This is a genomic window from Microcoleus sp. S36a_B3 (assembly GCF_036700745.1).
Taxonomy (GTDB): Bacteria; Cyanobacteriota; Cyanobacteriia; order Cyanobacteriales; family Microcoleaceae; genus Microcoleus.
Map to the genome: position 1 here is coordinate 25093 of NZ_JAUBPN010000013.1, position 23281 is coordinate 48373.

The 23281-nt window shown below is 44.2% G+C and carries 19 protein-coding genes and 1 tRNA gene; 8 read left to right on the forward strand and 12 right to left on the reverse strand.

Features of this window, described 5'->3' with window-relative positions:
* Nucleotides 1–49 precede the first annotated feature (49 nt).
* The 3 genes from tcmP to QUA01_RS15580 all read right to left on the reverse strand — a co-directional run bounded on the left by tcmP (nucleotide 50) and on the right by QUA01_RS15580 (nucleotide 6087).
* On the reverse strand, nucleotides 50–1348 hold the full coding sequence (gene tcmP / locus QUA01_RS15570) for a three-Cys-motif partner protein TcmP (RefSeq protein WP_333090561.1): 1299 nt from the start codon (nucleotides 1346–1348) through the stop codon (nucleotides 50–52).
* A gap of 101 nt (nucleotides 1349–1449) precedes the next feature.
* Nucleotides 1450–5142, reverse strand: a complete 3693-nt coding sequence (locus QUA01_RS15575; protein ID WP_333090562.1) for a hydantoinase B/oxoprolinase family protein — start codon at nucleotides 5140–5142, stop codon at nucleotides 1450–1452.
* 96 nt (nucleotides 5143–5238) lie between these two features.
* Complete coding sequence (locus QUA01_RS15580) at nucleotides 5239–6087, reverse strand: M20/M25/M40 family metallo-hydrolase (protein ID WP_333090564.1); 849 nt, start codon at nucleotides 6085–6087, stop codon at nucleotides 5239–5241.
* Between the two features lie 47 nt (nucleotides 6088–6134).
* On the opposite strand from QUA01_RS15580, the gene QUA01_RS15585 reads away from it, so the two are divergent.
* A complete protein-coding gene (locus QUA01_RS15585; protein ID WP_333090565.1) occupies nucleotides 6135–7280 on the forward strand; it encodes an AAA family ATPase in 1146 nt (381 codons plus the stop codon).
* 1 nt (nucleotide 7281) lies between these two features.
* Nucleotides 7282–7959, forward strand: a complete 678-nt coding sequence (locus QUA01_RS15590) for a phage tail protein (RefSeq protein WP_333090567.1) — start codon at nucleotides 7282–7284, stop codon at nucleotides 7957–7959.
* Nucleotides 7960–8016: 57 nt separating this feature from the next.
* On the opposite strand, the gene QUA01_RS15595 is transcribed toward QUA01_RS15590, so the two are convergent.
* Nucleotides 8017–9087, reverse strand: a complete 1071-nt coding sequence (locus QUA01_RS15595) for a DMT family transporter (RefSeq protein ID WP_333090568.1) — start codon at nucleotides 9085–9087, stop codon at nucleotides 8017–8019.
* A gap of 317 nt (nucleotides 9088–9404) precedes the next feature.
* On the opposite strand from QUA01_RS15595, the gene sppA reads away from it, so the two are divergent.
* Nucleotides 9405–10223, forward strand: a complete 819-nt coding sequence (gene sppA / locus QUA01_RS15600; RefSeq protein ID WP_333090569.1) for a signal peptide peptidase SppA — start codon at nucleotides 9405–9407, stop codon at nucleotides 10221–10223.
* A gap of 238 nt (nucleotides 10224–10461) precedes the next feature.
* A complete protein-coding gene (aroH, locus tag QUA01_RS15605; RefSeq protein WP_333090570.1) occupies nucleotides 10462–10869 on the forward strand; it encodes a chorismate mutase in 408 nt (135 codons plus the stop codon).
* A gap of 189 nt (nucleotides 10870–11058) precedes the next feature.
* On the opposite strand, the gene crtR is transcribed toward aroH, so the two are convergent.
* Nucleotides 11059–11949, reverse strand: coding sequence for a beta-carotene hydroxylase (gene crtR, locus QUA01_RS15610; RefSeq protein WP_194010554.1), 891 nt, complete (start codon nucleotides 11947–11949; stop codon nucleotides 11059–11061).
* Between the two features lie 176 nt (nucleotides 11950–12125).
* Between crtR and QUA01_RS15615 the strand changes: the two genes are divergently transcribed.
* The 3 genes from QUA01_RS15615 (at nucleotide 12126) to QUA01_RS15625 (ending at nucleotide 14476) form a co-directional block, all read left to right on the forward strand.
* A complete protein-coding gene (locus QUA01_RS15615) occupies nucleotides 12126–12299 on the forward strand; it encodes a hypothetical protein (protein ID WP_194010543.1) in 174 nt (57 codons plus the stop codon).
* Between the two features lie 121 nt (nucleotides 12300–12420).
* Nucleotides 12421–14208 (forward strand): pyruvate kinase, encoded by a 1788-nt coding sequence (gene pyk, locus QUA01_RS15620; protein WP_333090572.1) that lies wholly within the window; start codon nucleotides 12421–12423, stop codon nucleotides 14206–14208.
* 196 nt (nucleotides 14209–14404) lie between these two features.
* Nucleotides 14405–14476: transfer RNA gene (locus QUA01_RS15625), tRNA-Thr, on the forward strand.
* Between the two features lie 179 nt (nucleotides 14477–14655).
* Here the strand turns inward: QUA01_RS15625 and QUA01_RS15630 are convergent.
* From QUA01_RS15630 to QUA01_RS15655, 6 genes are all read right to left on the reverse strand, one after another.
* Entirely contained in the window at nucleotides 14656–15714 is a 1059-nt protein-coding gene (locus tag QUA01_RS15630; protein WP_333090573.1) for a potassium channel family protein, read from the reverse strand.
* A 54-nt stretch (nucleotides 15715–15768) separates the two neighbouring features.
* Complete coding sequence (locus QUA01_RS15635) at nucleotides 15769–18219, reverse strand: AAA-like domain-containing protein (protein WP_333090574.1); 2451 nt, start codon at nucleotides 18217–18219, stop codon at nucleotides 15769–15771.
* A 10-nt stretch (nucleotides 18220–18229) separates the two neighbouring features.
* The gene (locus QUA01_RS15640; protein WP_333090575.1) at nucleotides 18230–18748 is read right to left on the reverse strand and encodes a type IV pilin-like G/H family protein; all 519 of its coding nucleotides are present in this window, start codon (nucleotides 18746–18748) and stop codon (nucleotides 18230–18232) included.
* 106 nt (nucleotides 18749–18854) lie between these two features.
* The gene (locus tag QUA01_RS15645; protein WP_333090577.1) at nucleotides 18855–19373 is read right to left on the reverse strand and encodes a type IV pilin-like G/H family protein; all 519 of its coding nucleotides are present in this window, start codon (nucleotides 19371–19373) and stop codon (nucleotides 18855–18857) included.
* A 116-nt stretch (nucleotides 19374–19489) separates the two neighbouring features.
* Nucleotides 19490–20050: a paraslipin gene (locus tag QUA01_RS15650; protein WP_333090579.1), complete on the reverse strand. Its 561-nt coding sequence runs from the start codon at nucleotides 20048–20050 to the stop codon at nucleotides 19490–19492.
* Nucleotides 20051–20179: 129 nt separating this feature from the next.
* Nucleotides 20180–20725, reverse strand: coding sequence for an NfeD family protein (locus QUA01_RS15655; protein WP_333090581.1), 546 nt, complete (start codon nucleotides 20723–20725; stop codon nucleotides 20180–20182).
* 175 nt (nucleotides 20726–20900) lie between these two features.
* Between QUA01_RS15655 and QUA01_RS15660 the strand changes: the two genes are divergently transcribed.
* Nucleotides 20901–22682: an AAA-like domain-containing protein gene (locus QUA01_RS15660; protein ID WP_333090582.1), complete on the forward strand. Its 1782-nt coding sequence runs from the start codon at nucleotides 20901–20903 to the stop codon at nucleotides 22680–22682.
* A gap of 7 nt (nucleotides 22683–22689) precedes the next feature.
* Here the strand turns inward: QUA01_RS15660 and QUA01_RS15665 are convergent, their stop codons facing one another.
* On the reverse strand, nucleotides 22690–23250 hold the full coding sequence (locus tag QUA01_RS15665) for a Uma2 family endonuclease (protein WP_333090584.1): 561 nt from the start codon (nucleotides 23248–23250) through the stop codon (nucleotides 22690–22692).
* Nucleotides 23251–23281: the final 31 nt, after the last annotated feature.

Here is a 23281-nt window from a genome sequence, read left to right on the forward strand (position 1 = left end):
ATGCTAGTAACAGAGGAGCAATTATTACAACTAAAATTTAATAATCATATTATTCTACTATCTTTAACAAACTATTTAGTGTGTAAGGCTTTTTGGAACCAGGTTTTTGTATCTCTAACATCCCTTCTTGATACAGTGAACCTAGAATATCGTTGTAATACTGAGTTCTTTTTAAACAACCCAAATCATTCAATTTTAAAATAATATGAGTAATTACATCTTCAAAAGATTTCCATTCTGATTTGAATTCACGCAAAATTTGGATAGATTGTGTTTTAATTATAGCGATGCGTCTTTTCTGTTCTGCTTCCCATTCTTTATCAAGAAATTTTTCAATTCCTTGATAATTATCTTGAAAAAATAATAATTTATCTTCATCACAAACAAAATCATTCAGAAAATGACCAAATGCTTTTTCTGGATGATTGCTGCCGACTACAATACTGTATTGAGGTCTGACATCATTATAAGTTTCCTTAATTTCAAAGCTAGTTACACCTCTAAAACCTCCTTCTTTTCTCATTCTTTCCTTGAAGTATTCCAGCGCCCACCTTTCAAATTTTTGAGGCTCATTTTTTAGTTCCAGCCACTTTGGTTTCCACTCTATATCAGAATTAGCACCTAGAAGCGTAGTCAAATTTTTCATATAACTCTCGGCAGTTTTTTGTTTTTTAGAATCAGCATAGGTAGTTTTGTACTGCCCAGCATTACGAGCTACTTGTATATTGTGAAAAAGCAAAAATACTTCGCCCTTATACTGACTTACATAATTTCCTATCTCACATATATTATCGAAATTCATTCCTTTAACAGCAAACGTATCAAGAAAAAATAAGGTAGGATAGTTTTCTAAGTCGGTCATTAGCTCACGAAAAGCAACCTCAAATGTTTGAGGTTTATATATTTTATATGACAATCCCTCACCTACAGGTTCACAATTTTTACGGAGCTTTGTATTGAAATCACGCTTAGATTCTATAAAGAAACATTTTAAATTTACCCGCTTCTCTTCTTGGAAGAGTTTAGCGCATTTAAGAGCTATTAAGGGTGAACCATCGGTATTTTCAAAATCATGTTCATACTTACTTGACCAAAATTTTGAATTTTTTACAAAATCTTCAATGCCTATTCCTTCTGTATATTTTCCTATTCCTGCGAACCCATCGACATAATTTAGAGACTCTGATTGATAAGCTTTATTACCGCCCAGATTGTAACAATAAGACTGAATATACCTCAGCATAATCCGATGTTTAGCTGCTGACCATGACCGTTTTCGAGTAAAGTAATTTTCTGGGTTATTTGGTTCTTCAGGAAACAGAGAAAATGATAATTGTACACCTTCCATTTTCACCCCCGCCCTATTATAGACTGTAGTTGAATTTATTTTCTAAACACAGTGTAGCCGAAAAAGCGAGAGAGGTCAACAGTTGAAAACGTAAACCCCTCTTAACTTTTTATACAACAACCATATCCTCCGCCCCCCGGAGTCTCAATCACAAACACATCCCCCGGCTGCATTTCCACACTCGCCGTACTCCCCAATTCCTCAACTTTTCCCTCAACGCGCTCAACATAATTCCGCCCAACTTTCCCCGCTTCACCCCCATTCAAACCGCAAGGAGAAATCACCCGCCGCCCCGATAAAATTCCCGCCGTCATCGCCTCCCGAAACCGCACTCGCCGCACAACTCCATTACCGCCACTATGAGATCCATTCCCCCCACTATTAGCCCGAATTGCAAAACTTTCTAACAACACCGGGAAGCGCCATTCTAATACTTCTGGGTCTGTTAAACGCGAATTAGTCATGTGAGTTTGAACCGCATCCGTACCATCAAAATCTGCACCAGCACCCGAACCCCCGCAAATAGTTTCATAATATTGATAGCGCTGATTTCCCAAGGTAAAATTATTCATAGTTCCCTGAGAAGCAGCCATCACTCCCAAAGCACAATACAAAGCATCCGTAATATTCTGCGACGTTTCCACATTTCCCGCCACCACCGCCGCCGGATAGCGAGGATTCAGCATACAGCTTTCGGGATTGATGATTTCAAGAGGTTTCAAACAGCCCGCATTTAGAGGGATATCGTCATCTACTAATGTACGGAAAACATACAAAACAGCGGCTTTGCACACCGCAGCCGGAGCATTAAAATTGTTGGTTTGTTGACCGGAAGTGCCAGTAAAATCTATTTTTGCACTGCGCGCAGATTTGTCAATTGTAATCGCTACCTTAATTTGTCCGCCGCTATCCATGGGATAAGTAAACTCGCCATCTTGCAACACATCAATTACCCTGCGTACCGACTCTTCCGCATTGTCTTGCACAAAGCCCATATAAGCTTGCACAGTCTCTAATCCATAATGCTCTACCATCTTGAGCAGTTCTTCTGCGCCACGCTTGTTAGCAGCAATTTGTGCTTGCAAATCGGCTATATTTTGAGCAGAATTGCGAACCGGAAAATTCCCCGCTGTCAGAATTTCTAGTAATTCTTTTTCTCGAAAATTGCCCTCGCTTACTAACAGGAAATTGTCCAGCAATACACCTTCTTCAGTTACTATGGTACTGTTGGGAGGCATGGAACCGGGAGTGATGCCACCGATGTCGGCGTGGTGTCCCCGCGAGGCAACATAAAACAAAGGAACGGAGGAATCATCAGCAAATACTGGAGTAATAACGGTGATATCTGGTAAATGTGTGCCGCCGTTGTAGGGATTGTTAGAAACATAAACATCGCCCGGTTGAATCGCATTGCCTTGTGCTAAAATTAAAGCTTCTACACTTTCGCTCATCGAACCTAAATGCACGGGAATGTGCGGCGCGTTGGCAACTAATTGCCCGTTTTTGTCGAAAACTGCACAGGAAAAGTCGAGACGTTCTTTGATGTTGACTGAGGAACTTGTGTTTTGCAATGTGACGCCCATTTGTTCGGCGATCGCCCGAAACAAATTATTAAAAATTTCCAGCAAAACCGGGTCTAATTCAACACCATAATAACTGGTATTATCTGCGTTGATAGGCGCGGATATGCGGTTCAAAATTAGATCGTTATTTTCGGTGATTTCCCCTTCCCAGCCCGGTTCTATGATATTAGTTCCCGTTGCTTCAACAATGATAGCAGGGCCTTCTATGCAGTCGCCCGATCGCAAATCGTCTCTCTGATAAACAGGCGTTTCCCGCCACCCGCCAGCAACATACATTTGCACGGTTGAAATTGGTTGCACAGGCAAGATGCCCCTGCCACCAGAGGGGGAAATTGTGGAGGCTTCCGGCACATCCATTCTTTCTACAACTTCCACCGAAACCGCTTCCACAATCAGCGGTTTTTCTGGCATAATAAAACTGTAACGCTGTCGGTGGGCTGCTTCAAATTCAGTCTGCATCGCCTCAATATTGTCAGCAAAATTGACCGCCAAAACCGAGTCACTTCCCTGATATTTTAAGCGCAACTTGCTAACAACTAAAACTTCTGACTCATTCTCTGTGTTCTCTGCGCCTCTGCGGTTCAATTCCCTCTTTCCATCAGCCTCCAATTCGCTTAAAATATAATGCAAATCAGCTAATAATTCTGCATTTAATTGTTGCTCGATCGCCCTTTCCCGAATAGCCCGCACATCAGCCAAACCCATACCGTAAGCCGACAACACACCCGCATAAGGGTGAATAAATACCCGTTTCATGCCCAAAGCATCGGCGATCGCACAAGCGTGTTGGCCGCCCGCACCGCCGAAACAGCACAATGTATATTCCGAAACATCGTAACCGCGCTGAAGCGAGATTTTTTTGACAGCATTTGCCATCTTTTCCACCGCGATCGCCAAAAAACCCTCCGCCACCTCTTCGGCCGTCCTCTCGCCCCCAATTTCCCCCGCTAGTTGCCCAAATTTTTGGTTTACTACGTCAGGGGCGATCGGCAAATCTCCATTCAATCCAAACACTTTCGGGAAAAAATCCGGTTGAATTTTCCCCAACATCACATTACAATCAGTCACCGTCAAGGGGCCGCCTTTGCGATAGCAAGCAGGCCCAGGATTGGCCCCTGCAGACTCCGGCCCGACACGGTAGCGAGCCCCGTCAAAAAAGACAATTGAACCGCCGCCGGCTGCTACAGTGTGAATTGCCATCACGGGCGATCGCAATCTCACCCCAGCAATTTCCGTCTCAAATTCCCGTTCGTATTCGCCGTTAAAATGGGCGACATCTGTCGAAGTTCCGCCCATATCAAAGGTAATAATTTTATCGAAACCTGCTTTTATGCTGGTTTGAACCGCGCCGACAATTCCCCCAGCCGGCCCGGATAAAATACTATTTTTTCCTTGGAATTTGGTGGCATCTACTAAGCCGCCGTTGGATTGCATGAACATTAATTTAGGGGGCTGGGAGGGCGAGGAGGAGGAGGGCGGGCCCGCACCATCCACCGCCACTACAGATAATTGACTCGTTACTTGTTCGACATAACGCCGCAAAATCGGAGATAAATAAGCATCGACAACCGCAGTATCTCCCCGCGAAACTAACTTCATTAAAGGGCTGACTTCGTGAGATACTGAAATTTGAGTAAAGCCAATTTCTTTGGCTATCTTAGCAACTTTTTTTTCGTGTTCCGAGTAGCGGTAGCCGTGCATGAATACGATCGCACAACTGCGAATTCCCTCATCGTAGGCTTGCTGCAAAGATGGGATAAAATCCAAATTCACAGCCATTAACTCGTCACCTCTGGCGCTGTAGCGTTCGGCAACTTCGATCGCGCGATCGTACAGCATTTCTGGTAAAATAATGTGGCGGGCAAAAATATTCGGGCGGTTTTGATAGCCAATTCTCAGCGCATCGCCGAAACCTTTAGTAATTAGTAGAATAGTGCGATCGCCCTTACGTTCCAGCAAAGCATTTGTCGCCACCGTCGTACCCATTTTAATCGCTGCAATCTCCCCCGCCGGGATCGATTCCCCCGCCCCAATCCCCAAAATATCGCGAATTCCTTGCACTGCTGCGTCGGTGTAGCGATCGGGATTTTCCGACAGCAGCTTGTGAATTACGAGCTTACCATCCGGCTTTTGGGCTACTATATCGGTAAAAGTACCACCCCGATCGATCCAGAATTGCCAAGAAGTGCGATCGGAAACAACAGAATTCATATCTTTTTTTCTCATCTTCTCTTTCCTTCCTACCCTTCGGGAACGGCTTCGCCAAACAGGTTCTTCGCGCCTTCGCGGTTCGTTAAAATAAAACTGCTATATATATCGAATAGCCTCAATTAGCCCCCCACAAACACCCGCGAGAAAATCCAAATCCAAAGTCTCAATCTTATCACTCGCTTGATGATAATGCGGATTCCGCATATTAGCCGTATCCGTCACCATAATCGCCGGATAACCATTATCCCAAAAAGGAGCATGATCGCTGCGGCGAGTATCCGGCACAATCAAACCTCGATTCGGCACCGGCAACCACTCGCAAGCTTGACCCGATTTGCGGATATTTCCGCTCAAGGCCATCATATCGCGAACAGTCCGTAAGTTCCCGATTAAAGCAATAAAATTACCAATATTCGGATAAAAATATTTCAGTCCCGCCGGGTAGCTTTGAGAGTTGGGTTTGTTGTTGCAATAACCCAACATTTCCAAAGAAATCATCAACCGAATTGACTGTTGCTGTTGTTTGTATTTAGCGGCATGATGCTTGCTACCCCAACAACCTGCTTCTTCCATATCGAAGGCAACTAATTGTACTGGATATTGTAGCGGTTGAAGTGCGATCGCCCTAGCGAGTTCCAGCAAAACAGCCACCCCAGTAGCATTATCATCAGCCCCAGCCGTCCCCGGCACAGTATCGTAATGAGCACCTATTATAATCGGCAGCAACCCCTGCTTGCCAGCCTTTTCGGAGGGGGGTAAATCCAAGATAAAATTGTGATGAATTCGCCCGCGCACCGCAAAATCGTCGATTTCTACAGTTCCCCACTGTCCGAATTGTTCGCGGATGTATTGCTGAGCATAAAAATGCCCTTCGGATGCGAGGTATGGGTTGCGATCGCGTACAATTTGAATTAGGTGGCTGTGCAGGCGTTCTTTGAGATTCATGCGATCGGAGATACAATGAGTACACTCAGATTATATGAGATTGAATTATGATTGGAGAAGTCAGAATCAAAAATTATAAGTCCATTCACAAGCTGAAGCTAGAATTAGGACGAGTCACCGTATTGATTGGTGAAAATGGCTGCGGTAAGAGTAATATCCTAGAGGCGATCGCCCTGGCTTCTGCGGCGGCTGATGATAAGCTGGATAACGAGTTTTTAGCATCTAGGGGTATCAGAGTTACAGAACCTCAATTAATGCGATCGGCTTTTGAAAAGGAAAATTTAGCTAAAGATATCGGCATTGAACTTAGTGGAAATAATGCTGAGATAAAATTTGTTTTACAAAATAACAACCAACCCTATTCTAAATGGAGCAAACGTGAGAACAATTACTATAAGACTTCAGAAAACCCTGTGGATTTAGAAAAAGCCTTTCGCCAACAACGACAAGACAGTCTTTTAGACTACAATATTTTTGTATCTAATCAAAATCAATATTATGTATCTACCATAACAAATTTCAAAATACCTATACAAGAATTTATAATTTATTCTCCTGAAAACCAAGCCTTACGAACTTTTGAAAAAGAAGGACAGATCCAACCATTAGGAATTAATGGAGAAGGTTTGTTTAAACTTTTAAAGTTTTTGAGTTCAGATAACCAACAGAAGCTTAATGAAATTAAAAAAAAGCTGCAACTGATAGATTGGTTTCAAGATTTTGTTGAATCTCCTCTAAATTTATCAAGTATTCAAAACTCACTTCAAATTAAAGATAGATACTTAGATCCAGATTTAGCTTATTTTGACCAAAGAAGTTCTAATGAAGGCTTTTTATTCTTGCTATTTTACTTTGCTTTATTTATTAGCGATATCACACCTAAATTTTTTGCAATAGATAACATTGATGCTTCGCTCAACCCCAGATTGTGTCGCAGATTAATCCAAGAATTAGTCGAATTAGCAAAAAAACACGACAAACAAGTTATATTCACAACCCACAACCCGGCAGTTTTGGACGGTTTAGATTTAGATGATGATCGACAGCGGCTGTTTGTGATCTACCGCAACCAATTAGGACATACTAAAGCCAGACGCATTCTCAAACCTGAACCTCTCGAAGGACAGGAACCTGTAAAATTATCAGAGGCTTTTTTGAGAGGCTATATCGGAGGACTTCCTAAGAATTTTTAATATGACTAATTTCGGATTAATTACTGAGGGATTGACTGACCAGATTGTGATTGAAAGTATTTTAGCAGGATATTTCAATAACCCCGATCTAGATATTAGACCGCTTCAACCAGAAAGAGATAAAGATGATGATGATAAATCTCATAATTATGGAGGCTGGAGTCAAGTTATTGCTTACTGCGAGTCAACAGATTTTAAGGAAGCATTTCAATTTATCGAATATATCATTATCCAAATAGATACTGATGTTTCAGAAGATTATAATATCCTCAAGCAAGATGAAAATGGTGAGTTAACTCCTCAGCAGTTGATTGAAAAAGTCATCGATAAGTTTAAAGGTTTGATAGGGGAAGATTTTTACATAAAATACGAACAGCGGATCGTATTTGCCATATCCGTACATTCTATTGAGTGCTGGTTGCTGCCGCTGTACTATACAGATAAGAGAAAATCTAAGTTGATAAATTGTTTGGATACATTAAACCAGCAGCTTAGTAGAAAAGATAGTTTTACAATCGATCGCAATGCTAAAAATCCTGACTACTATCGACAAATAGCCCGCAAATACTGCAAGCAGAAGGTTTTAATAGCCAGTTACCCAGACAATCCGAGTTTCAAAGTCTTTATAGAAGAACTTGAAAACAGAAATATTGCTGTAGAACCAGAGGACGATTTTTAATGTAAATTAAGCTGTTTTGCGGGACACATTTAATTGACTTGAGAATGCAATCTAAATCTAAACTTCCGACTCCAACTCTGTAGCTCGTAATTTCACGGGAAATTCAACTTTCTTCAACTCAGACGACTCTAATAACTGCACTTTCTCCTCAGAATTAGCTTCACCATTCCGCACTTTTCCCAATTTTTCCGCCAAAGTATCCCGCTGGTTGATCAAATAAATACTTACCAAAGTCAGCCCTACCCCCATAGATTGCAGCGAATTCAACACCTCGCCCAAGAACAAATTGCCGAACAGCAAAGCAAAAATTGGGGTAAGAAACGTCAGAGAACTTAAACTCGTCAAACTGCCGCTAGAAGCAAAATAAAAGAATAAACCGTAGGCGATCGCACTTCCGAACACGGTAGAATAACCTAGCGCCATCCAGCCCGAAAAATCGATATTCACAAACTGCTCTGACTCAGTAGTCGCCGAAATCGCCAACAGCGGCAAACCGCCCAAAATCATGTGCCAGCCCGTCGCCACCACCGGGTCAACATAGCGGCAAACCCAGCGCACCAAAACCGTACCCACAGCCATCGACAAAGCCGCCAACAGCATCAACCATTCCCCACCCTCAAAGAACTGTTCCATACCCCCAGAAACCTGCGTGCCTTCGGGAGAAAACAGCCCCAAAATCCAGCCATCGGGCAACCCAATCAAACTGATGCCGATAACGCCAATTACTAATCCCAACCAGCCCCAAAAACCAATTTTTTCTTGAAACAACCACAAACACAAAATCGCCACAGCTAGCGGTTGAGAATCAATCATCACCGAACCCAAACCCGCACCGGTTCTCGCCAAACCTTCGGCTAAAAAGCCTTGAAACAAAGTACCGTCAACTAAAGCAAACAGCGAAATCCACAGCCAAGCTTTCCAACCCGCAGGCTGTGCCTTTCCCATCAGCGCCGCCGCCAACAGCACCAACACGCCCGCAGGTACTAAACGCACAAATGCCACAAATAGAGGTGTCGTGTGCGGCATCACTCCTTTCATCGCTACCATTGCGGTTCCCCACAGGAAAAACGGCGCGATTAACAACAGCGGGGCAAAGGGTAGTTTAGAATCGGTAAGTTTTAGCTGCATGGCGGGGACTCCAAATAATTGATGAGAGTGGCTCTCAGAAAAATAATGTAGATTTGTTAAGCAATTTTTACAATTATATATCGAAGGTGGGTTAAGTGCGATCGACCGATCGGCAAGAAACCCAGTTTTTTCACCCAGATATTCGCTTCAAACCCTGAATCTCTGCAAAAAACCCGGTTTCTTCAGTCTCATCGAGTAGCCTTCTTCCCTCTTCCCTCTGACAACAGCCAACTGCCAACTGCCAACTGCCAAGTGCCTTCAGATGAGTCACACTAGAAGTTAGCTACAAAATTTCCTACATTGCCTGTAAACTGCCCATGATTTGGCCATTCAAGCCCCGCTACCGCAAACAAATCGCCCGTATCGAAGTCACCGGAGCCATCGCCGGAGAAACCCGCAAACGAGTTCTAGAAGCGCTCAAAACCGTTGAAGAACGCAAATTTCCTGCCTTGCTGCTGCGGATAGACAGCCCTGGGGGGACAGTCGGCGATTCCCAGGAAATTTACAGCGCGCTCAAGCGTTTGCAAGAAAAAATCAAAATAGTCGCTAGTTTCGGCAATATTTCAGCTTCTGGCGGAGTCTATATCGGCATGGGCGCTCACCATATTGTTGCCAATCCCGGTACAATTACTGGCAGCATCGGCGTGATTATCCGCGGCAACAATCTAGAAAAGCTGCTTGAAAAAGTCGGCGTTTCTTTTGAGGTGATTAAATCGGGGCCGTATAAAGATATCTTGGCATTCGATCGACAATTGACCGAGCCAGAACAGCAAATTCTGCAAGACTTGATCGACACCACCTACCAGCAATTCGTCGAAACCGTCGCAGAAGCCCGGAAACTCCCAGTTGAAAAAGTCAAAACCTTTGCCGACGGTCGCATTTTTAGCGGTCAGCAAGCCTTAGAATTGGGTGTGGTCGATCGACTCGGAACAGAAGAGGACGCTCGCCGCTGGACAGCCGAACTCGCAGGCCTCGACCCGGAAAAAACCGAGTGCTGTACGCTAGAAAAAGCCAAACCTTTCCTAAATCGGGTCTTGGGGAGTAGTCTGGATACATCGGGGATTTCAGCTTACAAAAACTTGCTGGAATTCGAGCTTTCGACTAGCGGTTTACCGCTGTGGCTGTATCGCCCGTGATTTAATAGTCAGTTGGCAGTTGGCAGTTGCTAATTGGCAGTTGGCAGTTGGCAGTTGGTAATTGGCAGTTGGCAATTGGTAATTTGTAATTGCAACTAACAACTAACAACTAACAACTAACAACTAACAACTACAACTAACAACTAACAACTACCAACTCACAACTACCAACTAACAACTAACAACTAACAACTAACAACTGACAACTGACAACTAGCAACTACCAACTGACAAAAAAATGGAGAATATTTGCGTGGAATGGCAAGTGCGGGCGATTCGCGGGGCAACAACTGCTAGCGAGAATTCGGTGGAAGCAATTCGAGAATCGGTGAGAGAACTTTTAGATGAATTAGAAACAAGAAATAATTTAGATCCGGAATTAATGATTAGTGCTACGTTTTCTGTCACCCGCGATTTAGATGCTATCTTTCCGGCCGCGATCGCCCGCGAACGTCCCCGCTGGTGCAATGTTCCTTTGTTGGATGTGCAGCAAATGCACGTTAAGGGTTCTTTGGAACGCTGCATCCGCTTTTTAATTCACATCAATTGGCCGGCACATACCGAAATTTATCATCCTTATTTGCGCGGAGCTCAAAATTTGCGCCCCGATTGGAATTTGGCTGTGGCGGTGGCTGGGGAAAAATAGACGGCTCTTTCGGATATTTGCGGAAAAATGTATATTGGGCTGCGGGGTAATTGGTAATTGGCGATCGATTCGGAACCTATTACCCATTACCAGACATTAGATTAACCGATCGCCAAAATGTCGGGATAGCCGTTTGATTTACTAATAAATTGCAAAAAAAACCGGCTTCTCGAAGAAACCGGGTTTTTATCAATCAGTGGCTTTCTTGTGATGCAGCCTAATCCCTAAAAAGATGTCATATATAAAACTCCAAAAGTCCTTTTTCCCTTCCAATATTCCCAAACTTTGAGGAGAACCCTTCTCATCCAACAGCGGCTTTACAGCCTCGTAAGCCGGCTTGTAATTGTACCAAGGAATTGAAGGCCACAAATGATGGATCAGGTGATAATTCTGCCCCAAAATTAAGATATTCAGAATCGGACTCGGATATACTCTGGCATTTTTCCAGCGATCGCGCTCGTGAAACGGACGGTGCGGCAAATAATCAAAAAATAACCCCAAGGCTAAGCCCACCACCAAAGCAGGAGAAAACCAAAAATTCAGCACGTAACCTAAATGGTCGTATTGAATGGAGATACAAACCACTCCAATTACAAACAAACGGCTAAAAAACCATTCCCAAAGTTCGTATTTCCGCCACAGTTTGCGCTTAAAGAAGAAAATCTCGTGGTAAAAAAACCTCGCAGCAATTAACCACAAAGGCCCGCCAGTAGAAACATAATGGTCTGGATCGTTTTCTGGGTCATTAACATGGGCGTGATGTTGCATATGTACCCGCGTAAATACCGGGAAAGCAAAGCCCAACATCAGCGCGCTACCGTGTCCCAAAATAGCGTTAATTGTGCGATCGCGGTGCGCCGCATTGTGAGACGCATCGTGAATCACCGTTCCAGCCATGTGTAACGCCAGCACGTTCAGCAAAAAACAACACCAATCCGGCCATTCCCCGTACCAGTAACCCACAAAGGAAATCGCGATCGTCGCTAATGCACTCACAAACAACAGCAGCGTCGGATTCAAGTCACCGGGAGGACTCAGAAACTCTTTCGGCACTGTCAGCGGCCGTCCTGCCTCCGACATCTTTGTTAACACTCCTTAATATTTCACCCTTGCGTAGTATAAGATACAAGTCTCCCTATAGTAAAGTTTGGTAAAAAAACTGAATCTAATGTATCGCCCACTAAGTTTAGAGATGTCTCTGGACTCAAACTCTTAGGTGCGCGGGACAATCCCAAATATCCAATCCCAAATTAAAATTGTTTTACCCGCAAGCTGACCAACTTTTCGAGACGGGATATTTAAAATTTCGCCCGATCGCAAATTCGATCGCCACAATGGTAGAGTTTTTGTATTATAGGCATCTTGACCCCGCCCAAAAACGGATACAAGTTTCCCACAAAACTCGCCAGCAGCCCCAAATTTTAGACTAAGAGTTCAGCTCCCAGATTCATCTGTTGTAGACTAAATCTCACATCTAAAACTTGTAGGCCCAAGTCGAAGAATCTCAAATCGACCGACTGTCTTTCCACCCGCCTCCCCAGAACACCGCTGATGCAATTGCCAAAAGCCCTACGCCGAACTAAAATTGTCGCCACCATTGGCCCTGCCACATCCAACCCACAAGTGCTGCGCAACCTCATAGAAGCTGGTGCTACAACTTTGCGACTCAACTTTTCCCACGGAACAGAAGAAGACCACCAGCGCAGCATTCGCTTAATCCGGCAAACTTCCTTTGAACTCAACCAGCCGGTGGCAATCCTCCAAGACCTCCAAGGCCCGAAAATTCGTTTAGGGCGCTTTGAAACAGGCTCTATAGTTGTCAAAAACGGCGATTCCTTCATTTTGACTAGCCGCCCAGTTGTCGGCACAGAGCTGATTTCTTCCGTCACCTACGAAACCTTAGCTTCGGAAGTCCCAGAGGGAGCCACGATTCTGCTCGACGACGGGAAAGTAGAAATGCGCGTCGAAAAAGTAGACCGCGGCGGGGGAGAACTGTTCTGCCGCGTCGTCGTTGGTGGGCCCCTTTCCAACAACAAAGGCGTAAATTTTCCGGGAGTTTACCTGTCAATCAAAGCCCTGACTGACAAAGACCGCAAAGATTTAATGTTCGGCCTCGACCAAGGTGTCGATTGGGTGGCTTTGAGCTTCGTGCGGAATCCCCAGGATATGCTGGAAATTAAAGAACTGATTGCTAGTGCGGGCAAGCAAGTACCGGTGATTGCTAAGATCGAAAAGCACGAGGCGATCGAACAAATGGAAGAAATTCTCGCCCTTTGCAACGGCGTGATGGTCGCCCGGGGCGATTTGGGAGTAGAACTTCCCGCCGAAGACGTGCCGATTTTGCAAAAGCGGCTGATTGCGACTTCCAACCGCATGGGCATTCCGGTGATTACCGCGACCCAGATGCTCGACAGCATGGTCAACAATCCCCGTCCTACCCGCGCCGAGATTTCCGACGTGGCTAACGCGATTCTCGACGGAACTGATGCGGTAATGCTCTCCAATGAAACCGCTGTCGGCAATTTTCCTGTCGAAGCGGTGGCGACGATGGCGAGAATTGCCATCCGCATCGAAAGGGAAGAAATTAAGCGCAATATTAGAAATGTAGAAGATGTCGGTCGATCGATCCCCAACGGCATCAGCCAAGCAGTCAGCCAAATCTCCGAACAGCTAAACGCCGCGGCGATTATGACACTGACCAAAACCGGCTCTACAGCCCGCAATGTCTCCAAATTCCGACCGAAAACTCCAATTTTGGCAGTTACTCCCCACGTAGACGTAGCCCGACAACTGCAATTAGTCTGGGGAGTCAAACCCCTGTTGGTGCTAGATTTGCCCTCAACAGGCCAGACATTTCAATCTGCGATAACTGTCGCCCAAGAAAAAGAATTATTGTCCGACGGAGATTTAGTGGTGATGACCGCCGGTACTCTGCAGGGGGTTGCTGGCTCAACGGATTTGATCAAAGTTGAAGTAGTGACAGCAGTTTTAGGCAGAGGCACCGGTGTCGGTTTGGGCTCGGTAAGCGGGATGGCCAGGGTGGCTCGCACTGCTACGGATGTGTCGAATTTCCGCGCTGGAGACATTTTGGTAGTGGAGCGCACCAGCGCCGATTTTGTGGAGATGATTCGCAAAGCAGCAGGTGTTGTGACGGAGGAGGAAAGTTTGACTTCTCACGCTGCGATTATCGGTTTGCGTTTGGGCGTGCCAGTGATGGTGGGGGTTGAGAATGCGATGCGGATAATTCGGGACGGCACTATGCTGACGCTGGATATGCAGCGGGGTTTGGTTTATTCCGGCGCAAGAGCAGGCTCAACTGACGGGGAACTGGTTGTTTGACAAGTTCTGAGTTTTGTTCGCCTGCGGGGTCAAAAACCCAGTTTCTGCTTTAATGTCGATCCAGCGTCGAAAATTGGGGTAGAAACCGGGTTTTTATCGCTCAGCGTCCTCAAGTTCTCAGTTGTGGAGTTTGGAATTAAATTCTACAACTCGTTGATTTTTTTTAAAATTTGTGCTATTCTTCAAAACTGTCTGTGCCGATGTAGCTCAGTGGTAGAGTAACCGATTCGTAATCGGTCGGTCGCGGGTTCAAATCCCGCCATCGGCTTTGAGTTTGAGCTGTTTTTGCGAAAACGAAGCCATGAAATTTATATCAAATCCTCTCTTCATCGGAAAAGTAAATTTACTGTTGACTGTTAACTGTTAACATCACCAGGAGTACAACCGGAATTGATATTAACTATTAATTAGATTTGTAGTCCAGACTTTAGTCGTGATTAATTGATTTTATTTTGGAGGGCGAGGGACGCGAGAACTCAGCGGGCTGAGGATTTGATTCAGGGCGCGCAATTGTTCGGCAGTGCCCAAACAAATTAGCATATCTCCTCCTTCGATCGTAGTTTCTCCAGTTGGCCCTACAATCAAATTGCCGTCAGGGCGACGAATTGCCAAAACTAAAGCCCCGGATTGCGATCGCAATTTGGCATTTCTCAAAGTTTCTCCGACGTACATACAACTATTCGGATTCACCAGAAATTCTTCCATGTAAAAAGAATTGTCGGTTCCCGTCAAAACCCCGTCTAAAAAATCCAGAACTTGAGGGCGCAAAGCCGCCGCCGCCATGCGTTTTCCCCCCGTAATGTAGGGGGATACAACCACATCGGCTCCGCCCCGCTGCAACTTCTTTACGGCTTCTTCTGTCGTGGCGCGGGCGATCGCCCGTACCTTCGGATTCAGAGTTTTTGCCGACAGCACAGTGTATAAATTCTCGGCATCCGACGGCAAAGCTGCTACAATACAAATTGCGCGATCGATCCCCACATTCAGCAAAATTTCGTCCAGAGTCGCATCTCCCTGCACCCCCTTGTACCCCAGCGCCAAGGCAGCCTCGATCGACTGTATCGCCGAATCTACCACCACAAAAGGGATTTTTTCTGCCTCAAATTCCAAGGCAATCTGCCGGCCCGTGCGCCCAAAACCGCATAGAATATAATGTCCGCTCAAAGAATCTACCAAACGCCGCTGCTGCCTAATTCTTGCTCCTTCTTGAAAATAGCCTTGAATTAGCGCTTCTGTAAAGCGGTTAACGATGAAACCAATCACCATGACACCCATCAAAATCAGGCACATGGTAAACATTCGCCCGCGGCTACCGAGGGGGTGAATTTCGCCGTAGCCGACAGTTGCTAAGGTAAATACAGTCATATAAGCTGCATCCAGCAAAGACCATTTTTCCACCTGCCAATACCAGAGAGTACCCGTGCATAAAACACCACCAAGGGCGATCGCGCCGCCCGTTAACTCTTTTTCCAGATGCTGATACTTTTGCTCTAGAGTTGAATACACCTATCTCGCTTGCTGATTAGCTATTATCTCGAAAATTGGGTTAAAAACCCCGTCCTAATTTATAATACCGTCGCACAAGCGGCGATCGCTTTCTTGAAGCTGAGACTTAACCTGAAGAGAATTGCGAGTTAAATTACAACCGTGTATCAGCAAATCTTCCACATTCAAATTCCACAATATCACCGTACCATCTGCACTCGCACTAGCGATCGCCCTACCATCAGGACTAAAAATCGCACTTTGCACCGCACTTTTGTGACCCTTTAAAGTTTTGAGCAATGTACCATCAACTTTCCACAGTCTCACCATGTTGTCTGCACTCGCCGATACCAGTATTTGGCGATCGGGACTAAAGCTAACATTTGTGACTTGACTGGGATGTTTAAACATACTCATTAGTATACCATTTGGCTTCAATATTTTCACATCTTTCTCACCTGCTACTGAGACAGTTATTTGATTTCTTTGTTTTACATTAGCTTTTGCTATCGGGCGTATTTTTTCCTTAAAAACTTGAATTAACTTGCCGTCAATTTGCCAAACCTTAACTGTATTATCATCGCTAACTACCACCAACCTCTGATTATCTCGACTAAAAGTGACATCGATAATTTGATGAGGCTGACCTATTAAAACAGCTTTCAAACTGCCGTTTTTCTGCCAAATTCTAATAGTATTATCCTCGCTAGCAGTCGCCAAAAGTTGACTGTTTGGGCTAAAAGTAACAAAAGCTAGCTTTGCAGTTGAAGCGCGGAAAGTTATGCGTCGATCGAAACTGTAAACTGCTTGTTCCAGTGCCGTTAAAACCCGGACTTGGATATCTGATTTGACTCCAAGGGAGCAATTCATTTCTTGGACAGCTTTGATGCTTTCAATTAAAGCCTCTGGTTTTTTACCCGCTGCAAATAGAGTTTCGGAAAACAAACTGAGAGTCAGAATTTTCTGGTTTCTTTCCTCAATTGAAGGTTTGATCCAAAAAGCAGCAATTAAGATTGAAATCAGCAATCCTGAACTTACAGTAAAAATTTGTACTTTCAGTCGTTCTTCACGCCAGAGTTTAAGTTGAGTAGCTTTTCTCAGGTTTTGCTCTGCGGTTACTTCTTCTAATAACTGATTTTGCCGGCGCAATAATTGTATTTCTAATTTAGTTTGCTGTTCGCGATCGTGCAATTCGGTAAATTCGGCTTCTTGGCTAGCAGCTAAAAACTGATAATCGTGAGCACTCAAGCTTTTGCCGGCAGCCCATTCTCGCGCATCTTGCAGTGCTTGACCGCGCAAAAAACGAGATTTATCTTGACAACTTGATATTATCCATGCTGTTAGAGCTTCGGCGTAAGGTCGCAAATTGTCAAGGGCTTTTTCTACCCAGTTATGGTTGAATATAGATGCGTAAATTAGGTTATTTACCATTAATTTACCACCTCGTTTTACCACTAATCCACTCAATCTCAATTCAGTTTGTTCGGGGGTATCATCGGCGCAGATCCGCCCAGCCAGGGCCCACACGGGGGCACTGCCCCCACAATCGGAAGGTTCTAAGATCGGCAATATTTTTTGATAGAGTCCTAATAATCTGCTGGCGCAGTGCTGATTTCTGAGAAGGCGATCGCGAATTGTTTTCAAATGCACTGGCTCATCAGCAGCTTCCCAATTATCAATAATCTGAGCTTGCACAATCTCCGCGATCGACAATCTGTTCGTAGTGAAGACTTCAGTTTTTCTTCCTAATTTCTGCCCTTGAACTATCAATTTACACAGCTTTTGAGTCAGAAACGGTTGACCGCCCGTCCACTCCAAAATCTCTTGCAAAACAGCTTGATAATTGTCAACTTTCCCCTCAAAACCCTTGATTAAAGGCAAACATTCCTGTAAGCTGAAACCATGAAGTTCAATAGCTCGACCGATATTAAACGGCGTGCGAGTTGCATCGCTAATTAAATCAGATGGCGTAGCTACTCCCAGCAAAGCAAATGTTAACCGCTGATATTCTGATTTGTGCGCTCGTTTATTGTAGCAAGACCTAATCAAGGCAAAAAAGTCATCTAGCGATTCTTTGAAACTGAGAACGCTATCAATTTCATCAATAAAAATAACAATATTTTGAGAGATTTTGACCAGCAATAACTCTTCGATTAATTCTCCTAAGCGTTGCACCGGCGACATCAACTCTCTCTCCCGCCACCAAGTCATAAACTCGACTGCGTTAAACAGTTTGAAATTGCACAAAAGCTTGTAAGCGACGCCGCCGTACCACTTATCCAGAGAGACTTGCTGGTTGCCAATGTCCGAAAGGTCGATCGTAGCACAAGCAATGCCATCAGCCGAGAGCTTTTGTACAGTTCGCACTAGCAAACTGGATTTGCCCATTTGCCGGGAATTGAGCACGTAACAAAACTCTCCAGCTTTCAGAGCTTGATAAAGTTCCGAGTCAGCTTGTCGCACTACATAGGTAGGTGCATCTTGCGGAAGACTGCCACCAATTTGATATTGATAATCGACTGTCATTATATTGCCTCTATTGATAACTTTGTCTCAGTTCTCTGGTGCCTGTAGCACAAGCAATTTTACCATTTTGATAAGTTGGTTCTGGTGGTTTAATTGTACCAGCAGAATCAGCTCCGCACAATATAGATGTGGTCGTTTTTTTATTTTTAGAAGCATTTGACTCACCTTTGGGAGCAGGAATTACAAAAACTCCACCGACACAGCTTTTAAGATTTTTATGCTTTGAGACTCCATAATTAAATGTTGCTTTTTTTGTTGTATGGTGGGAATATTTGTAATTTTCTGTCTCGGTTTTAATAATGCGAATTTTTAAAGCCTTAACAAAAGTGCTAAAAACACTTTTTTCGGCAAAATAGGCTTGCTGACGTTTGTTGATTAAGCTAATATAATCTCTGGGTTCCCCTTGCTTGTTGTTCCTAAGCTTAGCCTGAAAGGATGGCACAGCTACCGAAGCTAATACTCCAATCACCACTAAACATCCACCAACATTCGATGCAAGGCTAGCTGATTTAGAACTTTGTTGACTCATAGTTTTGTATCCTCTCTGTTTGTTGTAAGAACTTTAGTCCAGTAAACCTCAAGTGAAGGCCGATTTGATATTGTAATCGACGGTCATTATATTGCGTATAGTTAGATTAGTTTTGCCATTCTTTTGTGCCTTTCCCACAAGCAATTTTACCATTTTCATAGGTAGGTTCCGCTGGTTTAATTGTACCGGGAGAATCAGCTTGGCACAATATGGACGTTGTAATTCTTTCCTCTTTAGCAGCATTTGGCTCAAAGTTTTTAGCAGGAACTAGAAAGACACCGCCGACATAACTTTTGAAGTCTTTTTCCTTGGATACTCCATAATTAAATCCTGCTTTTTTAGTGGTGCGAACTGAATACTTGAAATTGGTCGTCTCGGTTTTAATCCCAATTTCCAAAGCATTAACAGAAGTAGCAAAAGCACTTTTTTCAGCAAAGTGAGCTTGTTGGGCTTTGTTCATTGATCCAACATACTGTTTTGCTTCTGACTGCTTGCTTCTATTGGTATTATTTAGATAAAATGGCAGAGCTATCCCATTCATTACTCCAATACCGGCTATAAGTAATAAGCATCCACAACCGCGAGAAGCTGCATTGCGAACTATTGATTCTTTATTGTTAGTCATGGTGTTGTCTCCTTAAATGGTATATACAATGCGAATTAAAGTCGGCGAGGCAGAGCTTCTGGATCTGCGTTACCAGGCAGAGCCTGGTAACGACAAAAACGAAGCAATACTAATCTCTAAGCTCGCAGCTTTTGTACTTCTTTCCGGTCAATGGATGTGGGCTGAATCACTTTACTGCCGATCGCAAAATCGCGCAATTCCACTCTTGTAAACTTCACACCCCAAGGATCTGTCGTTGTATCCAACTCTTCCACTAAAGCATTATTAATCTCATGTCGAGCCGTGTAGAGTTCCTCAACAGATAATTTAGCAAGGTGAGTCCGAATTGAAAGAATCAGCATATTTAACATCGCTTCCTTGAGATTCTGCACTTTGTAGGAAGCTTTTTCTAAGTCAATAATTCGCCAGTACACAATAAAATCAACGGTGACGGCAACCCGATCGCGCGTCGTGCATTCTTGCGGTGACAGCCTTAAAATTTGCTCGCGCAGAGTTTGTTTATAGGCGACTGTTTCGACAAAGGGAATCAAAAATGTTATACCCGGTTCTAGTTTTTTTCGATCGTACTTTCCGAAAATTTCAACTAATGCCTCATCTCCTTGACGGACAATTTTTACGCTGTTGGCTAAGGATACTCCAGTGATGGCAAACAATACCGTCAAAAAATACTGATACATAGTGAATCTCCTGGTAAATAGTTGACAGTTGACAGTTGACAGTTGATAGTGATTTCTTAGTCTCTTAGAGGGACTTTGTTTGGCAAGAAGCGATTTAACTCGCCGAGTCATAAAAGAGCCAACTCAGATTTAGCCGTTGATGTGAATTAATCTGTCAGGTACAACAATCAGCGTGTTTCCTTCGCGGCGCAAAACGTAAACTTTTTGTCTGGGTGCGATCGCCCCTTGGAAATCTTCATTGCGAGCTTTCCACGAAGCCCCTTCATAAATCACCATTCCGGTTTCTCCGGGGAAAATTTCGGAGATAGTTGTCGCTTCGGTTGCTTCGGGAATCACAAACTTTTTGCGAACAATAAAAATTGGTCTAATCCAGATGCTCAGCGCGAGGGCTATCCCCATCCAGTAGAAGATTTGCCAGTCAAAATCTTCATACATTATGTTCGCCCAACTAAATTCAAATGCTACCGAACCTCTCCACAAAATAAATGATTCAATTACAGCCGAAGCTCCCATCATTAGCAGGTAAAATCTGTTTTTTTGGGGCTGAGTTTTGATGATTAATAGCTCCATAGCACTAAGCACAACTCCCAGTAGCAGCCAGAATAGGGGCGGGGTGAAGGCGAAACCTGGTTGATTAGTGGCTGAGGCCAGCGACCAAATTAGGATAGAATACACAATGCTTTTACCTCGTTTTGATGGGATTCAACCTTGTTATTTCTAATCTAATCAGGTGGCTATTTGAGTTTGCGACTGAGTTATTTGAAAATTCATCGACTTTTCATCGACTTTTCATCGACTTTAGGGACGGTTGGCATTTATGATGGTTTCAGTGTTTTGATTGTGATAAGCAATGCCACGATCGCTAAAGGTGCGCGAAGAGTGCATTCGCGCAGTTAAATCCTGTCTCCTGAGAAATGGCTTTCCCAGTCAAAAAATCCTGGCTGAGGATTTAGGGATGGCGCAATCTACTGTCAGCCATTTTCTGAATGGCAAACCTGTGGATTATGCCAATTTCATTGAAATTTGTCGCGGATTGGGGCAGGAATGGCGCGATATAGCCGATTTTGAGGCGAATTCAGAGCCAGAGGAGGTAGTGCTGGTGAGGGCAAAAGTGGCGATCGTCCGTTGGCGAAGCCCTCGAAGAGGATCGACCTCACACAAAACCCTTGCTCAGCAGTTACACCAAGCTTTGAGTGCGGGAGGCCACGAGGTCTTTTTTATTAACAACAGCAGCGACTCAGGCTCATATTTAAAGCGTTGCGATTATTTGCTGTTGCTTATTTCCGAAGAATCGGCCGCTAGCGAAATGATATTGGAACAAGTGCAGCTAGCCAAGGAATTGCACAATCTAACTGCTCGTAAACCTGCAATTTTACCGATTTTATTTGAATTAAATACACCGCTTTCTTTTGATTTACTGAGCTATTTAGCAGGAATTCAGCCCTGGCTGTGGCGCGGTGTTGGCGACTCATTTAAGTTAATATCACAAATTTTAACCATTATCAAAGAAGGTCGCACATCGTTAACTGCCGACCATGAATTAGCTGTAGAATGGCACGCAATTACTAGCACAAAACAGTCAATAATTCAACCCCTGCCAGCAGCGCCGCCAGAATTGCCGGGAGGACAAGTTGAACTCACTTCTTGTTTTTATATCGATCGCCCTCCGATCGAATCCCGCTGTTATGAGACGATCGCCCAACCGGGAGCACTGATCCGCATTAAAGCGCCCAGACAGATGGGCAAAACTTCCTTGATGGCGAGGATTTTGCATCACGCAGAACAGCAAGGTTCTCGCACGGTAGCGCTGAGTTTTCAGCTAGCCAATCGGAAAATATTCGCTAATTCAGATACATTTTTGCAGTGGTTTTGTGCTAGCATCGGTCAAGAGCTAGGAATGCTGGAGCAGTTACCCAAGTGTTGGGAATTAGCCGATTTAATTGGCAGTAATCAGTGCTGCAAGGCTTATTTTGAACAGTATTTGCTGTCAGAATCCTCAAAACCCCTGACGTTAGGCTTGGATGAGAGCGATCGCCTGTTTGAATCACCGGAAATTGCCGACGACTTCTTTGGGTTATTGCGAGCTTTGCACGAAGAAGCAAAACGGAGAGATATTTGGAAAAAGTTTCGTTTGATTGTGGTGCATTCGACGGAAGTCTATATCCCGCTGGATGTGAACAAATCGCCTTTTAATGTGGGTTTACCGATTGAATTGCCAGAGTTTAATTCCCAGCAAGTGCAAGATTTGGCAAAGCGGCACGGATTGAATTGGAGTGGGAATGAAGTTGCAGAATTGATGGGGTTAGTGGGCGGAAATCCTTATTTAGTACGGCTAGGGATGTATCATATTTCGCGTCAAGATGTGACTTTAGATCGGTTAGTGAAAGAATCTGCAACTGAAGCGGGAATTTACAGCGATCATTTGCGGCGACATTTATGGAATTTAGAGAAATATTCGGAATTAATGGAGGCGATGAGAGAGGTTGTGAATGTTTCTCAGCCAGTTAGATTGAGGTCAGAATTGGGGTTTAAGTTAAATAGTATGGGGTTGGTGAAATTGGATGGAAATCATTGCATTCCGAGATGTCGGTTGTATCAGGAGTATTTTGGCGATCGGCTTGACTGCAAATAATCCCTATTTACCCGATCGCCAAATCCACACTAACTACAAATTCGGGAAAAGCCAGGGGCGCAACTTCGTCGCCCCGCCAAAACCTGAGCATTAAACTGTAACCGTTAACAGTCGGCTGGCGGTAAACTTCCAAGCAGTTTTCCTGTAAATTTACTATCCATACTTCCTGAATTTGCGATCGAGCGTAAATAGGAAGTTTCACGTCTCTGTCATAATCTATTGAAGTGTCAGCTACTTCTATTAACAGTAAAACTTCGGATGGTAGGGGATGGGCAGTTGAATAGTAATCGGCGCGAGGTTGCAGCAATACTAGATCGGGTTGCGGTTCGGTTCGCTGGCTGACTTGAATGGGGTTTTGTACCGTCACAATCGCCCTTTCTTCTGGAAGCCGGCAAAAGAGTCGGGTAATCCGGTTAACACAACCTGCATGACGAGTTCCAATAGCGGCCATTTCAACAAGTTCTCCTTCTATCAATTCTACGCGATCGCCCTCTGAAAGAATCCCAGCTTTACCCATCAGATGGTATTCTTCTACTGTGAAAAGTCTTTTGAGCAACTGCACTGCCATAACTTACCCTTCCTCTAATTATTTCTTCGAT

Excerpts from the sequence above, each read along its gene's own strand:
- tcmP (WP_333090561.1), bottom strand. The coding sequence starts at position 1,348 with ATGGAAGGTGTACAATTATCATTTTCTCTGTTTCCTGAAGAACCAAAT.
- QUA01_RS15575 (WP_333090562.1), bottom strand. The coding sequence starts at position 5,142 with ATGAATTCTGTTGTTTCCGATCGCACTTCTTGGCAATTCTGGATCGAT.
- QUA01_RS15580 (WP_333090564.1), bottom strand. The coding sequence starts at position 6,087 with ATGAATCTCAAAGAACGCCTGCACAGCCACCTAATTCAAATTGTACGC.
- QUA01_RS15585 (WP_333090565.1), top strand. The coding sequence starts at position 6,135 with ATGATTGGAGAAGTCAGAATCAAAAATTATAAGTCCATTCACAAGCTG.
- QUA01_RS15590 (WP_333090567.1), top strand. The coding sequence starts at position 7,282 with ATGACTAATTTCGGATTAATTACTGAGGGATTGACTGACCAGATTGTG.
- QUA01_RS15595 (WP_333090568.1), bottom strand. The coding sequence starts at position 9,087 with ATGCAGCTAAAACTTACCGATTCTAAACTACCCTTTGCCCCGCTGTTG.
- sppA (WP_333090569.1), top strand. The coding sequence starts at position 9,405 with ATGATTTGGCCATTCAAGCCCCGCTACCGCAAACAAATCGCCCGTATC.
- aroH (WP_333090570.1), top strand. The coding sequence starts at position 10,462 with ATGGAGAATATTTGCGTGGAATGGCAAGTGCGGGCGATTCGCGGGGCA.
- crtR (WP_194010554.1), bottom strand. The coding sequence starts at position 11,949 with ATGTCGGAGGCAGGACGGCCGCTGACAGTGCCGAAAGAGTTTCTGAGT.
- pyk (WP_333090572.1), top strand. The coding sequence starts at position 12,421 with ATGCAATTGCCAAAAGCCCTACGCCGAACTAAAATTGTCGCCACCATT.
- QUA01_RS15635 (WP_333090574.1), bottom strand. The coding sequence starts at position 18,219 with ATGACAGTCGATTATCAATATCAAATTGGTGGCAGTCTTCCGCAAGAT.
- QUA01_RS15640 (WP_333090575.1), bottom strand. The coding sequence starts at position 18,748 with ATGAGTCAACAAAGTTCTAAATCAGCTAGCCTTGCATCGAATGTTGGT.
- QUA01_RS15645 (WP_333090577.1), bottom strand. The coding sequence starts at position 19,373 with ATGACTAACAATAAAGAATCAATAGTTCGCAATGCAGCTTCTCGCGGT.
- QUA01_RS15650 (WP_333090579.1), bottom strand. The coding sequence starts at position 20,050 with ATGTATCAGTATTTTTTGACGGTATTGTTTGCCATCACTGGAGTATCC.
- QUA01_RS15660 (WP_333090582.1), top strand. The coding sequence starts at position 20,901 with ATGCCACGATCGCTAAAGGTGCGCGAAGAGTGCATTCGCGCAGTTAAA.
- QUA01_RS15665 (WP_333090584.1), bottom strand. The coding sequence starts at position 23,250 with ATGGCAGTGCAGTTGCTCAAAAGACTTTTCACAGTAGAAGAATACCAT.